At 61.5% G+C, this 15,720-nt stretch carries 11 protein-coding genes; 1 reads left to right on the plus strand and 10 read right to left on the minus strand.

Going from position 1 to position 15,720, the window contains the following annotated elements; all coding sequences use genetic code 11:
- Position 1: 1 nt before the first annotated feature.
- From HNQ40_RS03220 to HNQ40_RS03245, 6 genes are all read right to left on the minus strand, one after another.
- Entirely contained in the window at positions 2–886 is an 885-nt protein-coding gene (locus HNQ40_RS03220) for a DUF58 domain-containing protein (RefSeq protein ID WP_184676332.1), read from the minus strand.
- Positions 879–2,504 (minus strand): hypothetical protein, encoded by a 1,626-nt coding sequence (locus tag HNQ40_RS03225; protein WP_184676334.1) that lies wholly within the window; start codon positions 2,502–2,504, stop codon positions 879–881. The genes HNQ40_RS03220 and HNQ40_RS03225 overlap by 8 nt, the downstream gene beginning before the upstream one ends.
- Positions 2,501–3,442: an ABC transporter ATP-binding protein gene (locus tag HNQ40_RS03230; protein WP_184676336.1), complete on the minus strand. Its 942-nt coding sequence runs from the start codon at positions 3,440–3,442 to the stop codon at positions 2,501–2,503. Before HNQ40_RS03230 ends, HNQ40_RS03225 begins: the two co-directional genes overlap by 4 nt.
- On the minus strand, positions 3,442–5,292 hold the full coding sequence (locus HNQ40_RS03235; RefSeq protein WP_184676338.1) for a hypothetical protein: 1,851 nt from the start codon (positions 5,290–5,292) through the stop codon (positions 3,442–3,444). Before HNQ40_RS03235 ends, HNQ40_RS03230 begins: the two co-directional genes overlap by 1 nt.
- Positions 5,289–6,362 (minus strand): AAA family ATPase, encoded by a 1,074-nt coding sequence (locus HNQ40_RS03240; RefSeq protein ID WP_184676340.1) that lies wholly within the window; start codon positions 6,360–6,362, stop codon positions 5,289–5,291. Before HNQ40_RS03240 ends, HNQ40_RS03235 begins: the two co-directional genes overlap by 4 nt.
- Before the next feature lie 139 nt (positions 6,363–6,501).
- Positions 6,502–7,914, minus strand: coding sequence for a hypothetical protein (locus tag HNQ40_RS03245; RefSeq protein WP_221435353.1), 1,413 nt, complete (start codon positions 7,912–7,914; stop codon positions 6,502–6,504).
- Between the two features lie 625 nt (positions 7,915–8,539).
- Between HNQ40_RS03245 and HNQ40_RS03250 the strand changes: the two genes are divergently transcribed.
- Positions 8,540–8,893, plus strand: a complete 354-nt coding sequence (locus HNQ40_RS03250) for a hypothetical protein (RefSeq protein WP_184676344.1) — start codon at positions 8,540–8,542, stop codon at positions 8,891–8,893.
- A gap of 122 nt (positions 8,894–9,015) precedes the next feature.
- On the opposite strand, the gene HNQ40_RS03255 is transcribed toward HNQ40_RS03250, so the two are convergent.
- From HNQ40_RS03255 to HNQ40_RS03270, 4 genes are read right to left on the minus strand one after another with little or no spacing between them, the layout of a single operon-like run.
- Positions 9,016–9,489, minus strand: a complete 474-nt coding sequence (locus tag HNQ40_RS03255; protein WP_184676346.1) for a hypothetical protein — start codon at positions 9,487–9,489, stop codon at positions 9,016–9,018.
- A gap of 39 nt (positions 9,490–9,528) precedes the next feature.
- A complete protein-coding gene (locus HNQ40_RS03260; RefSeq protein ID WP_184676348.1) occupies positions 9,529–12,723 on the minus strand; it encodes an efflux RND transporter permease subunit in 3,195 nt (1,064 codons plus the stop codon).
- Between the two features lie 2 nt (positions 12,724–12,725).
- Positions 12,726–14,183: an efflux RND transporter periplasmic adaptor subunit gene (locus tag HNQ40_RS03265; protein WP_184676350.1), complete on the minus strand. Its 1,458-nt coding sequence runs from the start codon at positions 14,181–14,183 to the stop codon at positions 12,726–12,728.
- On the minus strand, positions 14,180–15,571 hold the full coding sequence (locus HNQ40_RS03270; protein ID WP_184676352.1) for a TolC family protein: 1,392 nt from the start codon (positions 15,569–15,571) through the stop codon (positions 14,180–14,182). Before HNQ40_RS03270 ends, HNQ40_RS03265 begins: the two co-directional genes overlap by 4 nt.
- Positions 15,572–15,720: the final 149 nt, after the last annotated feature.

The raw sequence follows: 15,720 nt of genomic DNA on the forward strand, positions 1-15,720 counted from the left end.
TTCAGACCAACCGCAGCACATCCGCCCGGACCAACGCCCCCATGTCCCAATCCGCAACCAAGTCCTCGGCGATCAACTCGGTCATCCGCACACCCGCCCGGGCGCACGCGCTGCGCCACTGATCACGCAGCCGATCGAGCTGCTGGCGGTAGCGCGACAGCGCCGTCGCGTCGAGACGGAGTTCACGCAGCTCGCCGCTCTCGCTGTCGATCAGCCGGAGGTCGCCGTTCCACGAGGGGTCCACGTCTTGCCGGGCGAGCAGCTGCACGATGTGGGCCGACGACGCGCCCTCGGCGAGCCGACTCACGATCGGCCAGGGGTCGTCCGGACACAAGAGATCGCTGACCAGCACCCGCACGCCCCGCCGCCGCATGGGCACGGCCACCTCGTGCATCGCCGCGCCGAGCGAAAGGTCCTCGCCGGTTTCGGCAAAGGTCGGGCCGTGCCAAGCGTGGGGATCGCCCTCGCCGCCGGGCACGGGTTCGAGTCGCTGCGTTGCGGTGTAGACCCGGCGGGTCATCCGGGCGTTGTCCGACGAGGCCGACAACGCCGCGGCCAGCCCGAGCGTCGCCTGGGCTTTGGCCGAACCCTCCAGGGCCATCGATCGGCTGGTGTCGAGGATCAGATCGAGGTGGGGCGTGACCTCTTCGCGGTTGAGCTTGATCACCAACCGGTCGCTGCGGGCGTAGGCCGACCAATCGATGCGGCGGAGATCGTCGCCGGGGGTGTACTCGCGGTAGTCCATGAACTCGATCGAGTTCCCTACGCCGCTGCCCAGCTGTTCGCCGAGCATCCCCGCCGGCGTCTGCGCCGGTCGGCTCAGCGCGTAGCCCAGGCCCGCCCGCCAGCCGGCCTCGATCGCCGCGTTGCGTGCGTCCTCATCCATCCGCCGCTACTCCTGGACCCGGGCCATCGTCTAGTGCCGGGTCCGCGTTTAAGCCCTTGGAGTTTGTAGAAGCAGGCGGCGCGAAACCCCGGAACTGTCGCCAGTACCACGGCAGGTTGACCAGCTGCATCACCACGAAAAAGATGATCGAGAGGATAAAGGCGATCGACCCATACGTGCCTGTCCAGTCGCCTTTTTCGCAAAACAGCGGGCCAAACGGATTGAGCAGCAGCCAGAATTCCACGTTGAAATCCCAGCGGTCCGGGTCCATCGCGTAGGCAATGATCATGGGGACCACGCTAACCGCCGCCATGATGATCAAGCCCATCACGCCGGTGACGATCACGCCGTTTTTCATCTTCGTGGACCGGCGGCAGATGATGACCGACAGCAGCAGGTAGCCGATCACCCACATGCTCGTCGACGCAAACCGCGGCAGCCATTCATCGGGGAACGGGTCGTACGAGGAGTAGCGGAAGGTAGAAGACGCACCGCTGGCAATCAGCCCCTCGAAATAGGCCTTCGCGATATACACAGCCAACATCGACAGGAGCAGAAGCCCCTGCACCCAAAGCAGCCCCCCCGCCGCGCCGCTGTAGAAAAAGAACGCGGGGACCCGCAGCAGCCTCGACCGGGGGATGCCACGCCGAAGACGCGGCCCCAGGTTTTCTCGCTCGCTGGAACTGATCACCGACGCGAGGGTCAGCATGATGAAGACCCCGACCAGCCACGCCACCAACGGCTCCATGGTGCCGACGTTCCGGGTGAGGTAGAAGAACCCGACGAAGCTGCCGACGCACACCAAGGTGAAGTACAGCCGCGGCACCAGCGCCCGGTTCGCGGTCGCCGGCGTGATCATCGCCACCGACAGAAAGAACACCAGCGCCACCCCCGCCAACCACGAGCCGACAAACACCGCCATCCCGATCCAGAAGTCGCGGTCGTCCATCGCCGAGCCGATCCCGCTGCGCAGCAGTTCATCTCCGACGAAAATCGTCATCCCGATGAAACCCATCACCGACATGCCGATCAGCACCAGGCTGAGGAACGCCTTCACCGGCCAGCCGATCGGCATCGTGCCCACAAAGATCGCCAGCTGCGTCGCCGCCAACACGATCAACACATCCAGACTCAGTACGAACAAGATCGTGGGCAAGTCGATCCCGCGGAGCAGGTAGGTGATGACCATAAACGGCGCGCACGCGCTGAAGGTCAACGCCGTGACGATCATGCCCGCCAGCAGCTTGCCCCAGACGATCGACGAGGGGCGGATGGTCGTGACGTAGATCAGGTCCGAGGTCGCGGTGGATCGCTCCGCCGCCAGCCGGATGCCGACATACAGCGGCACAAACAACATGCAGGTCGCCAGCAAGATCGACTGGAAGACCAGGAACAGCTCGGACCCGGCGTCCTCATCAAACCCACGCCGCGGGTCCTGGCCCAGCAGCACCGCGGTCAGGATGATCATGAGGATCGACAACATCAGCATGAGCACCGCGACCACAAAGCGCGACTTCACCGCCTGACGAAGTTCCTTGACCACGATCGGGTTCATCCGGTCGTCGATCCACCCCGTGGTTCGGCCCGGCACCTGCAGTAGTCCCGTGATCGCACTCATTGCACATCCCCCTTGGTCACATCCATAAACAGCTGCTCCAGGTCGGTCTCGACCTGCTTGAATTCAATAATGCGGTATTCACGACGCAGCAGCTCCGCGAGCAGTTCGCACGCCTGGTCCTCGTCCCCGGCGACCTCGGCTTCGACGTAGGGCCCGGCCTGCTTGGCCTGCTTGACGTAAGGCATCTCCAGCATCGTCTTGTACAACTCTTCGTTGCGGTCTTTCGTGCGGATCGCCACGTGCTGGAAGTGTTCGTTGTCCGCGCGGCCGTGCCGGGAAATCTGGTCGATGGTCCCAGCACGCAGCAGGCCGCCCCGCTCGATGATCACCGCGCCGTCGGCGATCTCGGCGAGCTCGGTCAGGATGTGCGAGCTGATAAACACCGCCTTGCCTTGGTTGGATAACGCTTTGAGCAGTTCGCGCAGCTCGACCCGGGCGCGCGGGTCCAGGCCCGCGGCGGGCTCGTCCATGATGAGCAGCGGCGGGTCGTGGATCAACGCCCGCGCAAGCGACACACGCTGCTTCATGCCCTTGGACAACGCCTTGAGCATCTTCTCGCGGATGCCCATCAGGTTGGTGAACTCTTCGATCTGTTCGACCATGCGGATGCGCTTGCGTCCCCGCAGGCCGTAGGCCCGGGCGAAGAAATCCAGGTAGTCGTGGACCGTCAGGTCGCGGTGGGTCGGCAGGTTGTCGGGCATGTACCCGATCATCCGGCGGGCCTCTTCGGGGTACTGCAGGATGTCCAGATCATCGAAGCGGCAACCGCCCTCGTCGGGCACATCGAGCGTGGCGAGGATGCGCATCGTGGTGGTCTTGCCCGCGCCGTTGGGGCCCACGAAGGCAAAGATCTGCCCGGTCTCGAAGCTGAACGACAGGTCGTTGACGGCCTTGGTCTTGCCGAAGGTGCGTGTGAGGTTTTCAACGTGGAACTGCATTACTCGGCTCCCTCCCAACGCCCGACCACCACCGCCCGGGTCTCGTGATCGGTCAGATCGGCCAGGCCCGGCTCGACAAAACTCGCGTCGTCGAGAATCGCCACGTACGTCGATCTGGAGGCATACAGCTCGGGCGCCTTTTCAAGATCGTTGACCGTATAGATCGCCCCAACTTCCGAAAGCTTCTCCATGACCGATTCGCGATCAACGGCTTTTCGCTCAATCCTTTCGGCATCGACGGACCCGCCCGCCGCGATGCTTGGCGCTTCGTACATCTGCCCCTGCGCATCTACGAGGATGAGCCGCTTGATCGGCAACCCCAGGCCGTTGACCACCGCGAGGCCGCCGTCTTCGGCGCGGGTGATGTCCAATCGTTCGCGTCGGTCCTCGACGGTGCGTAGGTCGAAGTGCGCCGGGACTCGGGCGACGACCCAGCCGCGGCTGAGGTGCTGGCCGTTGGTGACATCGATCGTGCGGGGGCGGCCGCGGTTGTAGCCGTAGTACCCCGAGTCGCTGTTCTGCGGGGTGATCATCGTGCGTTCACCGAAGCGCAGGCCGTCGCCGGGGGTGAGCGGGGCGTAGTAGCCGGTGAACCCGAGCGTCACTGCTTGTCGGGTCGTCTGATCCAGCACCGTGACGGCAACCGTCTTCGCACGCGGCCGGACGCCTTCGCTCAGGATCGAATACGCCAGGACCGCCCCCGCGAAGACGAACGCGATGGCGGGGATGGTCCACAGCAGCCACATGCGTCGCTTCATCCACGACAGCAGAAAGATGTTGGCCGGGCCGATCAGCAACGTGAACAGGAGCATCATCCCCAGCAGGCCGCGGGCGGGGACTTGGTTTTTTTCGAGCATCGGGAGACGGCCCTCGGCGGCGTCGGCACTGATTTTACTCGTGCGACCCCGTATCTTCTCCAGCGAACGCTGGATGTACTGCTCCCAGCCATCGGCGTCTAACGCCGCCAGGGTGTCGGCGCTCGACCGCTCAACTTCGCCCAGCCCGACACGCATCGCTTGAGCGTTACCGGCCTGCGTGGCCCACTCCGAAGTCGCGGCCCGCTGCCACGCGGGCATGAGCTCGGGCAAACGGTCGTCTTCTCCGATGACCACGAGCAGTCCGCCCGCCGCCACATAATCCCGCAGCCCCGAATCCACCGCGGGCGGCGCGTCGCGCAGCTCTTCCTCGGTCAGCATCACCACCAGGTAGCGCGTGTAGGCCAACCAGTTGCCGCTCCATTCGTTGACCGGCCACTGCGCGCGAGCCAGATGGCCTGGACGATCCGACGACCCGCCAAACCCCCCGTACGGACTGCCCGATGCGTTGCGCGCCTCCACGAGCGCGGTCATCGCGTTGTCAAAGTTCCCGGCAAGCACCCGACCGGCACCCCGGCTGGTGAGTATGGGCTGCCCATCCCCGTAATGATTAATGTGATTCGCGAGGGACAGGGGAACCAAATCACGCTGAAGCTGACCGTCGATCCGCACCTGGGCATCGCTGCCGTTCATCGTCAGCGGCGGCTGCAGGAGTTCCGCGGTGGCGACGCCGTTGGGCTCGACCCGCACGGTCCGCGACAGTCGGCTGATCGAGTCGCCGTAGCTCCACGACTCGGCGGGCAGCGTCACCGTGACGTTGCGGGGCGACGCGGTGCGGTTGGTGACCGTCATGCGGTACACCGCGTAGCCGTACCAGCTCGTAGCCGACGCCGGCGACTCGACCGTCACAGCGATGCCGTCGTAGTTCCTCGTGCCCGCCCCGGCGCTCGCCGTGAACAGGCTGAGCAGGGCCGCGGCGACGAGCCATCCCTGTATTGCACCAAACCCGCCGGACCACCCGATTCGCTGACTCATTCCGCTGCCCCCTGTTCGACCCGCATCCCCGCGGGCAGGTTTAACTCGGCCTCGTCGATCGCGTCGATCAGTCCGCGGACCACATCGTGTGCGGTGACCTTGTCGAACCGCGCGGGGTAGCTAAGGATCAGCCGGTGATTCAAGACGTGGGGCGCAACCGTATCGACGTCTTCAAAACCAACGGTCGGTCGGCCGGCGAGCAGCGCCACCGCGCGGGCGGACTCGGCCATCGCGATCGCGGCCCGTGGCGAAGCCCCGTGGGTCACGTACTGCTTGACCACATCGGGCACCTCGGCACCGGGCTGTTCCGCGCCGGAAGGATGCGAGGCCGCGACCAGGCGAGCGATGTACCGCGCCACCGGCGAGGGCAAGACGATCCGCTCCATCACCCCGAACAAGCCACGCAATTGTTCCTCGGACACGAACGACTGCGGCGTCACCGCCTCGCCCCGCCGCCGGGTGTCGAGGATCGTTTCGAGCACGTCCACGTCCGGCTGCTGGACGTGGAGCTTGAACAGGAAGCGGTCGACCTGCGCCTCGGGGAGCGGGTAGGTCCCCTCGAGGTCGATCGGGTTCTGCGACGCCAGGACAAAAAACGGATCGGAAAGCGGACGCGTTTCGCCGCCCACGGTGACCCGGCGTTCCTGCATCGCTTCGAGCATCGCGGCCTGCGTCTTCGGCGACGCACGGTTGATCTCATCCGCCAACAGGATATTGGTGAAGATCGGCCCGGGCTGGAAGACCATGCGCCGCTGGCCGTCGCCGGACTGCTGGAGAATGGTCGTGCCCAGGATGTCGCTGGGCATGAGGTCGGGCGTGAACTGCACGCGGTTGAAACTCAGGGACATGATCTGCCCCAGCGTTTTGATCAGCACGGTCTTGCCGACGCCGGGCATGCCCTCGAGCAGGATGTGCCCGCGGCTGAGGACCCCCGCCAGCACCAGCCGGTGTAGTTCTTGCTGCCCCAAGAGCACCGCATCCAGGTCGGCCAGGATGCGAGTGGTCAGGTCCACTGCGGGCTGTAGCTCCTGGGGCTGCAGCAACCGCAAGGTCGATGGATTGTCGGTCATACCCGGTCCTGTCACAGAAGTTAAAACACGTTAGGCCAGAATCACGCTTAACGCGGGTCCAAAATATGAACCGCATACAGTCTAAAAGTTTGGGGTGTCGCACAACGCATCAATCGCCGCGCGGTTTGTCCCAATTGTGCTAGTCATCCGTTTCCGCCCCGCGCTCGAAGTAACGCTGCACCGCAGCGCGGTGCCTTGGCAACACCACGACCTCGGCGGCACTGCCCCCGCCCGCCGTCGCGCCGGCGAGTGCGCCGCCGCTCGATCCGGTGGCCCCGTCGACTTGCTGGGGCGCCCCTCGGCTGGTCCCCAGCAACTGCGCATCACGCAACTCGTTCATCCGCGAGGGCGGAAGCAGATTCGGATCAAACTCCACGCCCTCTTTCGATGCGGGGTCTTTCCAGATCATCTCGGCGTGACCGGGGCCACGGCTCAGGCCGCCCCGCCCCGCCCGCATGCCGCGACACATCGCCAGGACCCCCTGCCCGTCGCACTCGCCGTCCCCCGACAGCCATTCGAGCAACTCGGCCGCATCCATCGCTTCCGCGCCGCCCGACCCCGAGCCGCCGCCTTCACACAGGCCCGCCTCGGCCAGCGCGTCGAGCATGGCCTGGAGTTCTTCCTGCCGACCCGCCATCATCTCGGCGAGTTGCTGCAGCATCTCTTCACTCAGCTGCGACGCATCGATCCCGCTCTGGGACAAGGCCTCCGCCAACTCGGGGGGCAGGGTCAGTCCTTCCAGCGTGGGCAAACCCGCAGCCGACTCACTCAACTCTGCCAGGGCCGACATCGCTTCACTTAATCGTTCGGAGGACAGCGTCTGAGCGCCTTGTTCAAGCGCTTCAGACAACGCCTGCGCCGCCGCCGCCTCGTCCTTGCGCTGCTGCGCGAGTTCCACCGCTTCGTCGGCCGCCTGCTCGATTTTATCAGCCAGGTGATCCAACGCCTCCCACGTCTTGGACGGGTCGTCGCCCCGGGCTTCTTCGCCGATGCGTTCCGCGGCCTGCCGGATCTGGTCCGCGTCGGGCGAGTCCAGGATGTGTTCTTCTTCGAGGACTTCGACCTGCCGCTGGATCGCCTCCACCGATCGGCTCACGTCCAATCGCCCCCGCTCCGCCGCCTGCCCCGGCATCGGCACAAGCATCGCCGCGATCACAAAGCAGACCGACGCCACCAAACACCAGGCACTGGGCCCGCCCCGCCAACGGACGCTGGGCTCGCGCAGCCGAGACATCTGACCCGACCAGGACTCCCGACCCTCGGCCTCGACCATCATCAGCCCGCCGAGTTCGTTTTCATGATCAAACAAGGCCCGCGCTTTGTCGGCCGAGGGCACCGCACTCCGCGACCACCAGGCCCCCGCCAACCAAACGACGATCAGCCCCAGCCCGCCCCACCACAGGCCAACCACCCCGTCGCTCATCGCACGCAGCACCAGCGCCACCACCCCCCAGGCCAACGCATACGCGATGCTCGCGCGCACCCCAACGCGCACCCAGATCAAGCGATGTACTTTTTTGCGCCACCGCTCAATGATCTGCTCATTCGACATATCAAACTACTCTGATCGTTGACCGCGGAAAATGACCCAAGTGCATTATTCAGCACCTGTAAGACGATTGCAAAGACATTTTTTTCACCGAAAACTCAGAAATGAGGATCAGCAGGCGTGCTTCTTTCGCTCGGGGTACCGCTCAACTGAACACCCGCTCGACAGGTTTCCGGGACGATCAGCATGCCTTCTTTCCGCGATAAAACAGACATACCGTGCCCCCATCTGGCCTCGCATCACCCCCGACACCGCTCATCACTCATGCCCGGAAAAGCAAAAACGCCGCAAAAGGCGGCGTCAGAGCAATTCGTCAAAAGTGACCCCTACGGGGTTAATTCAAATGATCGTAACGAATGCGAAAGCCTTCACTTACGGATTCCCGAGGGAGGCTCTGGTGCAAAAACAGGGGCAGAATCGGAAGAAACAGCCTCAGCACCGCCCCTCGACCTCACCGCTCTGGGCGAGTTAGGCGAGGTGATGGCCGCATGGCCGACCCTCCCGACCCACGTCCGGAAGACCATCCTCGGCATCACACGAAGTACGAAAACGTAACCCCACACGTCGCCCCCACCGGCTGGCGTGCGGGGCTGCGTTTACTTCACAGCCAGCGATAAGGAATATCGACATGACGTTTCCCGCAAAGAATGGCCTTCTGATTACGACACCAGTCCCTCGCCTCAGCCCGCCTGAAACCGGTATCAGGATCATCGTACTTGGAGACGATGACGGATCACACGAGGTATACGATATCTACGATCCAGAGCTTCCCGAGAAAGTAAGAGAACGTGTAATCAATGAGGATCGGAAGCGGTTTGGCTACCCCGAGCCTTACGTCCCCCTCAATCGAGAACAACTCCTTAAGGCTCAGGAAGCATCAGATCGAGCCATGGCAGAGCGGGCGGCAGAGGACCTCTACGGTCACATGGGTGAAGGCAAACCAATGGCTCCCCAGGAAGAACCAGCAATGGCCCTGGTATAGATCATCTAGCCCACGCTGCCTTAGCGGGTGGCGGTGGGCATTTATTAACGCAAGTCATCTGGATATATGCGAGCACAGCTCAGGCCAAGACTACACCAGTTTGCGCGAACCCATGTGCACTATTAGTCTTTCTGCTCCAGCGATAATTGACCAGTAATTCGCACCCCCTCACTATTTTCACATTCGATCCATAGAATACCCCCTTCATCAAAATCAGCCGGACACGTTACATCTGCGTGGTAGTCGCCGCCCGAACCGAATGCCTTGCTTTTGACCGATCCCGTGGCAGATTCATCGCCTATCCACGCTCTGATCGCCTCAGGTGTTGGCTCACCCTTGACTTCAATATCGAGGTGTAATGTGACATTCGGGCCTGGCTCGCCACCGACTGAAACTTCGAGTACCAAACCGGCGATCTCGATTTGGCCGAGACCATGATCTGCATCATGTTCATCCTTGACTTCGTTGGCGTGGTCATCCACCTCCGAATGTTGTTCGTGATCATGATCGTGGTCGTCGTGGGATTCGCCGCATCCGGTGAGTAGAAATGTCCCTGTGAGAGCAGGGGCAAGCAATAGCTTCATGAGAATGGTCATATCAAGGTCCTTTGGATTTGGCCGGTCGTAACCGCCCGATTAGTGAATAGATGCCCCTGGGCCCGGTGCCCGTCGTGGTTCTGCTTGGCATCGAAAAACCAGCGCGTATCCCGCCGGTACAACAATCAAGTTGAGGAAAGTCGAGGTCAGCAGCCCGCCGAGAGTGACGATCGCCAGAGGCGCAAGCAGCTCGCTTCCTGGTTCGCCCGCCGCTAAAGCGAGCGGTACGAGACCCAGTGCGGCAGATATGGCGGTCATCAGGATCGGCACGAGCCGTTCCATCGAGCCTTGTACCACTGCTTCGTCGGGTGCGACGCCTTCCTCCTGCATGAGGTGGTTGTAGTGGTTGATCAACAGGATGCCGTTGCGGACTGCGATACCGAACAGCGTGATGAAGCCGACCATGCTGGCGATGGAAATCACGGGCGGGATGTAGTCCCCACCAACCCCCAACAGGGCCAGCGTGTTCGATACGGCCCCGCCGCCTTCGGTGAGGTAGATCGCGACGATCCCGCCGATGAGGGCCAGAGGCATGTTGAGCATGACTAGAACCGCAGCCCGCATCGAGCCCGTCGAAATCTGTAACAGCAAAAGCATGACGACTGCCACGACTAATCCCGCAACAAGGATGGTTCTTGATGCCGACTGCTGGGCCTCGAATTGCCCGCCGTAGGAAACAGTCATCCCTGCTTCGGCAACAATAGGATCGACCCGCTCACGAACCTGTTCAACAAGGTCGCCCAGGTTCGAGTCTTCGGCCACGTTCAGCGATATGACCGCCTTGCGTTGGGCATTCTCGCGTGTGATCAGGTTGCTGGAACGCTCAGGGCCGATGTCCGCCACATCCCTCAGGCGGACGGTTGCCCCACCACGGCCACGCAGCAGTAGGTCCCGGACCTGGCGGATCGATTCACGTTGATCTGGAGCCAAGCGAACCACCAGGTCATATTGGCGGATACCTTCGTTCACAACATCGACCCGTTCGCCGTAGATGGCTTCGCGGACCTGCTCCGCAGCGTCTGCGGGGCTTAGACCGACCGCAGCAAGCTCGGCGTGACGGTAGCGGATCGGAAGCGAGGTAATCATGACTTCGCGGTTGGCGTTGACATCGCGTGCACCGGGAAGGGCTTGCAACTCGCCTTCAACCTTCTTGGCCACCCGACGCAGCTCACTGAGTTCCTCGCCGTAGACATTGATCGTGATCGCGGCCGGAGTACCGGATAGCACGTGGCTCAGGCGGTGCTCGATCGGCTGGCCGACCATCGTGGTGATGCCTGGGATTGCCCCCAGTACACGATCGATGCCCTCTCGGACCTCGTGGCGGTCCCTGCCGTCCTCAACCGTCACCTCAATCTCAGAATTACTCACCGGCTCGGCGTGTTCGTCACGCTCGGCCCGTCCGGTACGGCGAGAGACTGAACGTACGCCATCGATCTCGACAAGTTGCTTCTCCACTTCGGTCGCTAGCCGGTCGCTTTCGATGATCGACGTGCCGGGTGGCGCGAGTAGGAAAACTGTGAAAGTCCCCTCATTAAACGATGGCAGGAACGAAGTGCCATAGGTACTGGCCAGCAGCAACGCACCAACCGTCGCAAGCCCCGCTCCACCGATCACCCATACACGCAAGCGGATCGCGTAGCGCAAGCTGGGCTCGTACGACCGCTTGAGCAGGCGGACCAGGAAACCGTCGCGGTCTTCATGTTGGCCGCCCCCACCCAATCGGCCTTTGAGCAGGAAACGGCAGAGCGCCGGCACCACGGTCAGTGCGACTAGGAGCGAGGCCCCAATCGACACCATGTAGGTCAGCGCCAACGGCTGGAAAAAGCGGCCTTCTAGCCCCTGCAACGCGAGCAGCGGGACGAAGACCATCACAATGATCAGGGTCGCGAACACCATCGCCGGTCGGATTTCGTTGCTCGCATCGAAGATGACCTCTACCGCGTCCCGCCGATCAGATTCAGGACGGCCACGGTTCTGCTTGAGCCGACGGAATACGTTTTCGACATCGATAATCGCGTCATCGACCAGCACGCCGATCGCGACAGTCAGGCCCCCGAGCGTCATGACATTCAGGCCGAGATTCATCCCGTCCATAATCAGCAGACCAACCGCTAACGAGATCGGGATCGCGGTCAGGGTGATCAGCGTCGTCCGCACGTTCATCAGGAACAACACCAAAACGACGAGAACAATCACCACCGCTTCGAGCAGTACTTTGGTTACATTGTCGATTGAGCGATCAATGAAGTGAGACTGCCTCACCACGTCACGGTTAAGTTCAGCGCCTCCGGGCAGTGTCGGCTCGATCTGATCGAACAGTATGTCCAGTTGATCGGTTAATGCGAGTGTGTTCGTGCCGGGCGATTTCTGGATGGAAAGAATGACGGCCGACTGTCCCCCCTCAGAAGCGGTGCCGCGCCGCAAAGCAGGGCCGAGACGGACTTCGGCGACCTGCCCAATCGTGACCGGTACGCCATCGTGGTACTTGATGATGGTGTTAGCGATGTCCTGCGGGCGGGTGACTCGGCTCTGCTGGCGGATGGGGATCTCAAAATGGTCAACATCAACGAGGTAGCCCCCGCTCGCAGTGCTGTGCGATCCGCCCGCCGCTTGGACTACGTCGGATATGGTGAGATCGAATAGGCGCAGACGTTCCTGATCGACGTTGACTTGGTATTCAGGAAGCTCGCCACCGATCGCAACGACCTGGGCGACGCCCGGCACCGCGAGAATCTTGTTACGCAGATCAAACTCCGCATAGGCTCGCAGGTCCATTGAACTCACTTCACGTGACGGTGAAGAAAGCGACACGAGCATGATCTCGCCAGCGATCGACGTAATAGGCGTAATGAAAGGCTCGGTGTCTTCGGGCAAGCTGCCACGTGCTGCGTTCAGCCGTTCCGAGACGAGCTGACGAGCATCGTACAGGTCAGCCCCCCAGTCGAGATCGACCCACACGATGGAAAGGCCGATCGCACTGGCGCTGCGGACGCGACGCACTCCAGTCATTCCGTTAACCGAGGTCTCGATGGGGAACGTGACGTACTGCTCGACCTCGTCGGCAGAGAGCCCACCGGACTCCGTCATGATGGTGACGGTCGGCGCGTTGAGTTCAGGAAATACATCTACTGACATGTGTGGTAGCCGGTAACCGGCATAGGCCACCACAAGCACGGCGGCAATCAGCACGAGCGATGAATAGTTCAGAGAGAAGCGGATGACAGCTTTCAGCATGTTCAGTGCTCTCCCTCGTGAAATGTACCGTCGGCGTGGAAATGGCCACCTTTCTGGATGGAGCCGCTGCTCGAAAGCATGAGCTGGAAGCCGCCGTCTAAAACGATCTCGTCACCCTCTGCAACACCGCTGAGTAGCTCAACCCATCGGCCATCGTCACGGCCGAGGTCTGCTTCCATCCGCATCACCTGGTTGGGATCATCGGGCTGGCGTCGGAAGATGACTGGGGTCAGCCCATCGCGCTGGACGGCGGCAAGCGGGATCGTCAATTCGGTAATCGCAGATTCATCAAACACCACCTCAAGCTGCGCCGACACACCGGGACGTGCCCAATCCTTGAGTTGTTCGGGAATCACGAACATCTCAACTGTTCGCTCGTTCGGATCGCCTTCCAATCCGAGTTGAAGTTCGCCAGTCATGTCGTCGCTGATAGAAATCGAGCGTCCAGAGGCGGTCGGTGAGGGTGAGACAATTCTCGCCGAAAGACCATCGCGTAGTACGCCAAGATCGCTCTGGAGACCTGATGCTCGGAAGCGAAGACGGTCGGGTTGAACAACGGTGACAACCGAGGTCTTTTCGTCCGCCCAAGCGCCAGTGGTCAGCCCAAACATCGCTACCACACCCGCCACTTCGGACCGCACCTCGATTCGGTCAATCGTGGACCATCTTGGTAGAGCCCGGCCATCGCTACGGGTGGAAGCGAGAAGGTCTGCACGGCCTAATGCCGTGACCGCCGCTGCATCATCCAACAGATAATTCAGGCGCGATTCTGCCGCCCGAATCCCGACCTGTGCCTGCTGCCTCTCGGCAGTCAGCTCTGCCTTTTTTTCTTGTACTTGTGCGAGATCAGCCCGCGCACTGCTCAACTCGGCGCGGGCCTGCGTGAGTTGTTCAATCCGCCCGCCGCCCGCCTCGCGGAGCCCCTCCAATCCCTCCACACGAGTCGTCCAAACTTCGATTACGTCCCGCAAGCTCTGCTCGTGTTCCTGGTGAGCTTCCAGCAGCGGGCCGTAAGTTTCGATCTGAGCACGAAGCTGATCGATTTCGGAACCCGCTTCGGCAAGGTTCTGTTGCAGTTCACGCCAGCCCGGCGAGTCGATGCGGTACAGCACCGCCCCCGCCTCAACCTTTTGAAACTGCTCAACCTCCAGCTCAACCCGCCCCGGTACCGGAGTGCGGTAATCACGACGGGCAGAGGGCTGGTATTCAAAGTGCCCCGGCACGCGCAAAGTCTGCTCAACCCTGCGACGCTCCACTTGAACAAACGTAATACCGAGATTGTTGCGGACTGGAGCCGGGATATCGATGAGATTGAGGTTTTCGGGTTGCTGGCGATCGGCATGCTCACCACCATCTTCCCGCTGATCATCGTAGTTAGGAGAACTACCATCGCAAGCGATCAGTAGCAATGGAACGGCCAACATGCTCGTGAGCCAGGCCCTTTGTGTAACAAATTTCATGGCGAGATTCCTTCGGCCGCATCGCGGTCGTTATCAATGGGTTCTGTGTTGTTTGTGCCTGGAACGGGCACTGGCTTTATCGCTTCTGCTGGCCCCAGTAGCCGCGCCACCTCGATTCGGTCACGTAGCGCAGTTTGGTGCAGTTCGAGAATTTGGTTCTTTGCTTCAAACCGCCGGGTCACTGTCTCTAACAAGACGAGTGTGTTCACTTCCCCCAATTCAGCAAGGCGATCGATCTCGTCCGCCTGCTCATCGAGCATCGGAACCAATTCTCGTTCGAGAACCTTTCGTTGCTGCTCGGCTGCTTTTAATCGCGTCTGAGTTGACACCAACTCGAAAGCGAGACGTTCATACTCGGTCTCGACCGTCGCACGTGCTAGGTCACGGTTCGCATGCGCCTCGGCGATGCCACCCCGGTTGGCGTTGAAAACTGGGATTGGTAGAGAAGCGCCGAGCAGGAGTCGGTCGTCATTATCCTCGCTGCCAAGACCGCCCCCGATCTGAATATCTGGATATTGCTTTTGGACCTCCAGCCGCAGAGCTTCTTCTGCGACTTGGTAATCCGCTCTCAATGCCGCAAGATAGGTACTCGTACGGATTAGTCGTTCGGTCAATTCTGATGGTTCGAGGTCGTCCAACACCGGTAGTGCTGACACAAGTGTGAGTTGTGTTTCTGGCAGCACTCCCATCAACGCAAGAAGATTAAGCCGCGCCTGTTCGGCCTCGGCGGCAACGGAAAACCTTTCTACGCTCAGACTAAGCCCCTGAGAGTTGAGCAGCCTCACCTCGGTACGAGTGAGTTCTCCCGCCTCGACTAGGCGACTGGGCACCTCACTGATTTGGCCGATTGATTGGATCACCTGATCGATCAGCTCCACTCGTTCGTTTGCCACCGACCAAGTGACCCACGCTTGGCGAATTCGTGCCCTCGTGGTCCATTCGGCATCGACAACATGCCGGAGCTGCGCAACATACGCCGCATCGGCCCGGTCCTGTTCAGCACCGAGTCGTCCCGAGACAGGGATCGTCAAACTCAACGTCATCCCGTATTCAAACGGGCCCGAGGGCGAGAGCAGTTCTGCCCCATCAAAGCCAAATACCGGGTCTTCCCAAAGGCCAGCCGTCTCAGAAGTGGCTAGAGCCACGCCCGCGTTTAGTCGAGCCAAGCGCAAGTCCGGGTTGTAGAAAAGTGCAATTACCTCGGCCTCAGCTACGTCGATCCCATCGCTGAGATCGAATGCGTTGGCCGCATCTCTGTCGGCGATCGAAAGCCGCTGCGAGAATGCACGAAGCGTCTCCTGCTCATCCAGGCGTGAGGCAACTTCGGCCCTGTGTAGTTCAAGGTTGACGGGTACGGGTTGGTAGCTCTGGCAGCCCGAGAAGAGCAAGACGCTTACATACAGCGCCGCGTACCAGAGCCTCCGCGCATACCGCGAAAAGCATCTAATTAACATGGATAAATTCCTGAAAGCGATCCAACGAATAGCCAGCCATCAACCATGCGATCGACGGTGGAAACGGGAACGAACTTCCAGTA

The sequence above is a fragment of the Algisphaera agarilytica genome, from assembly GCF_014207595.1.
Lineage (GTDB): Bacteria > Planctomycetota > Phycisphaerae > Phycisphaerales > Phycisphaeraceae > Algisphaera > Algisphaera agarilytica.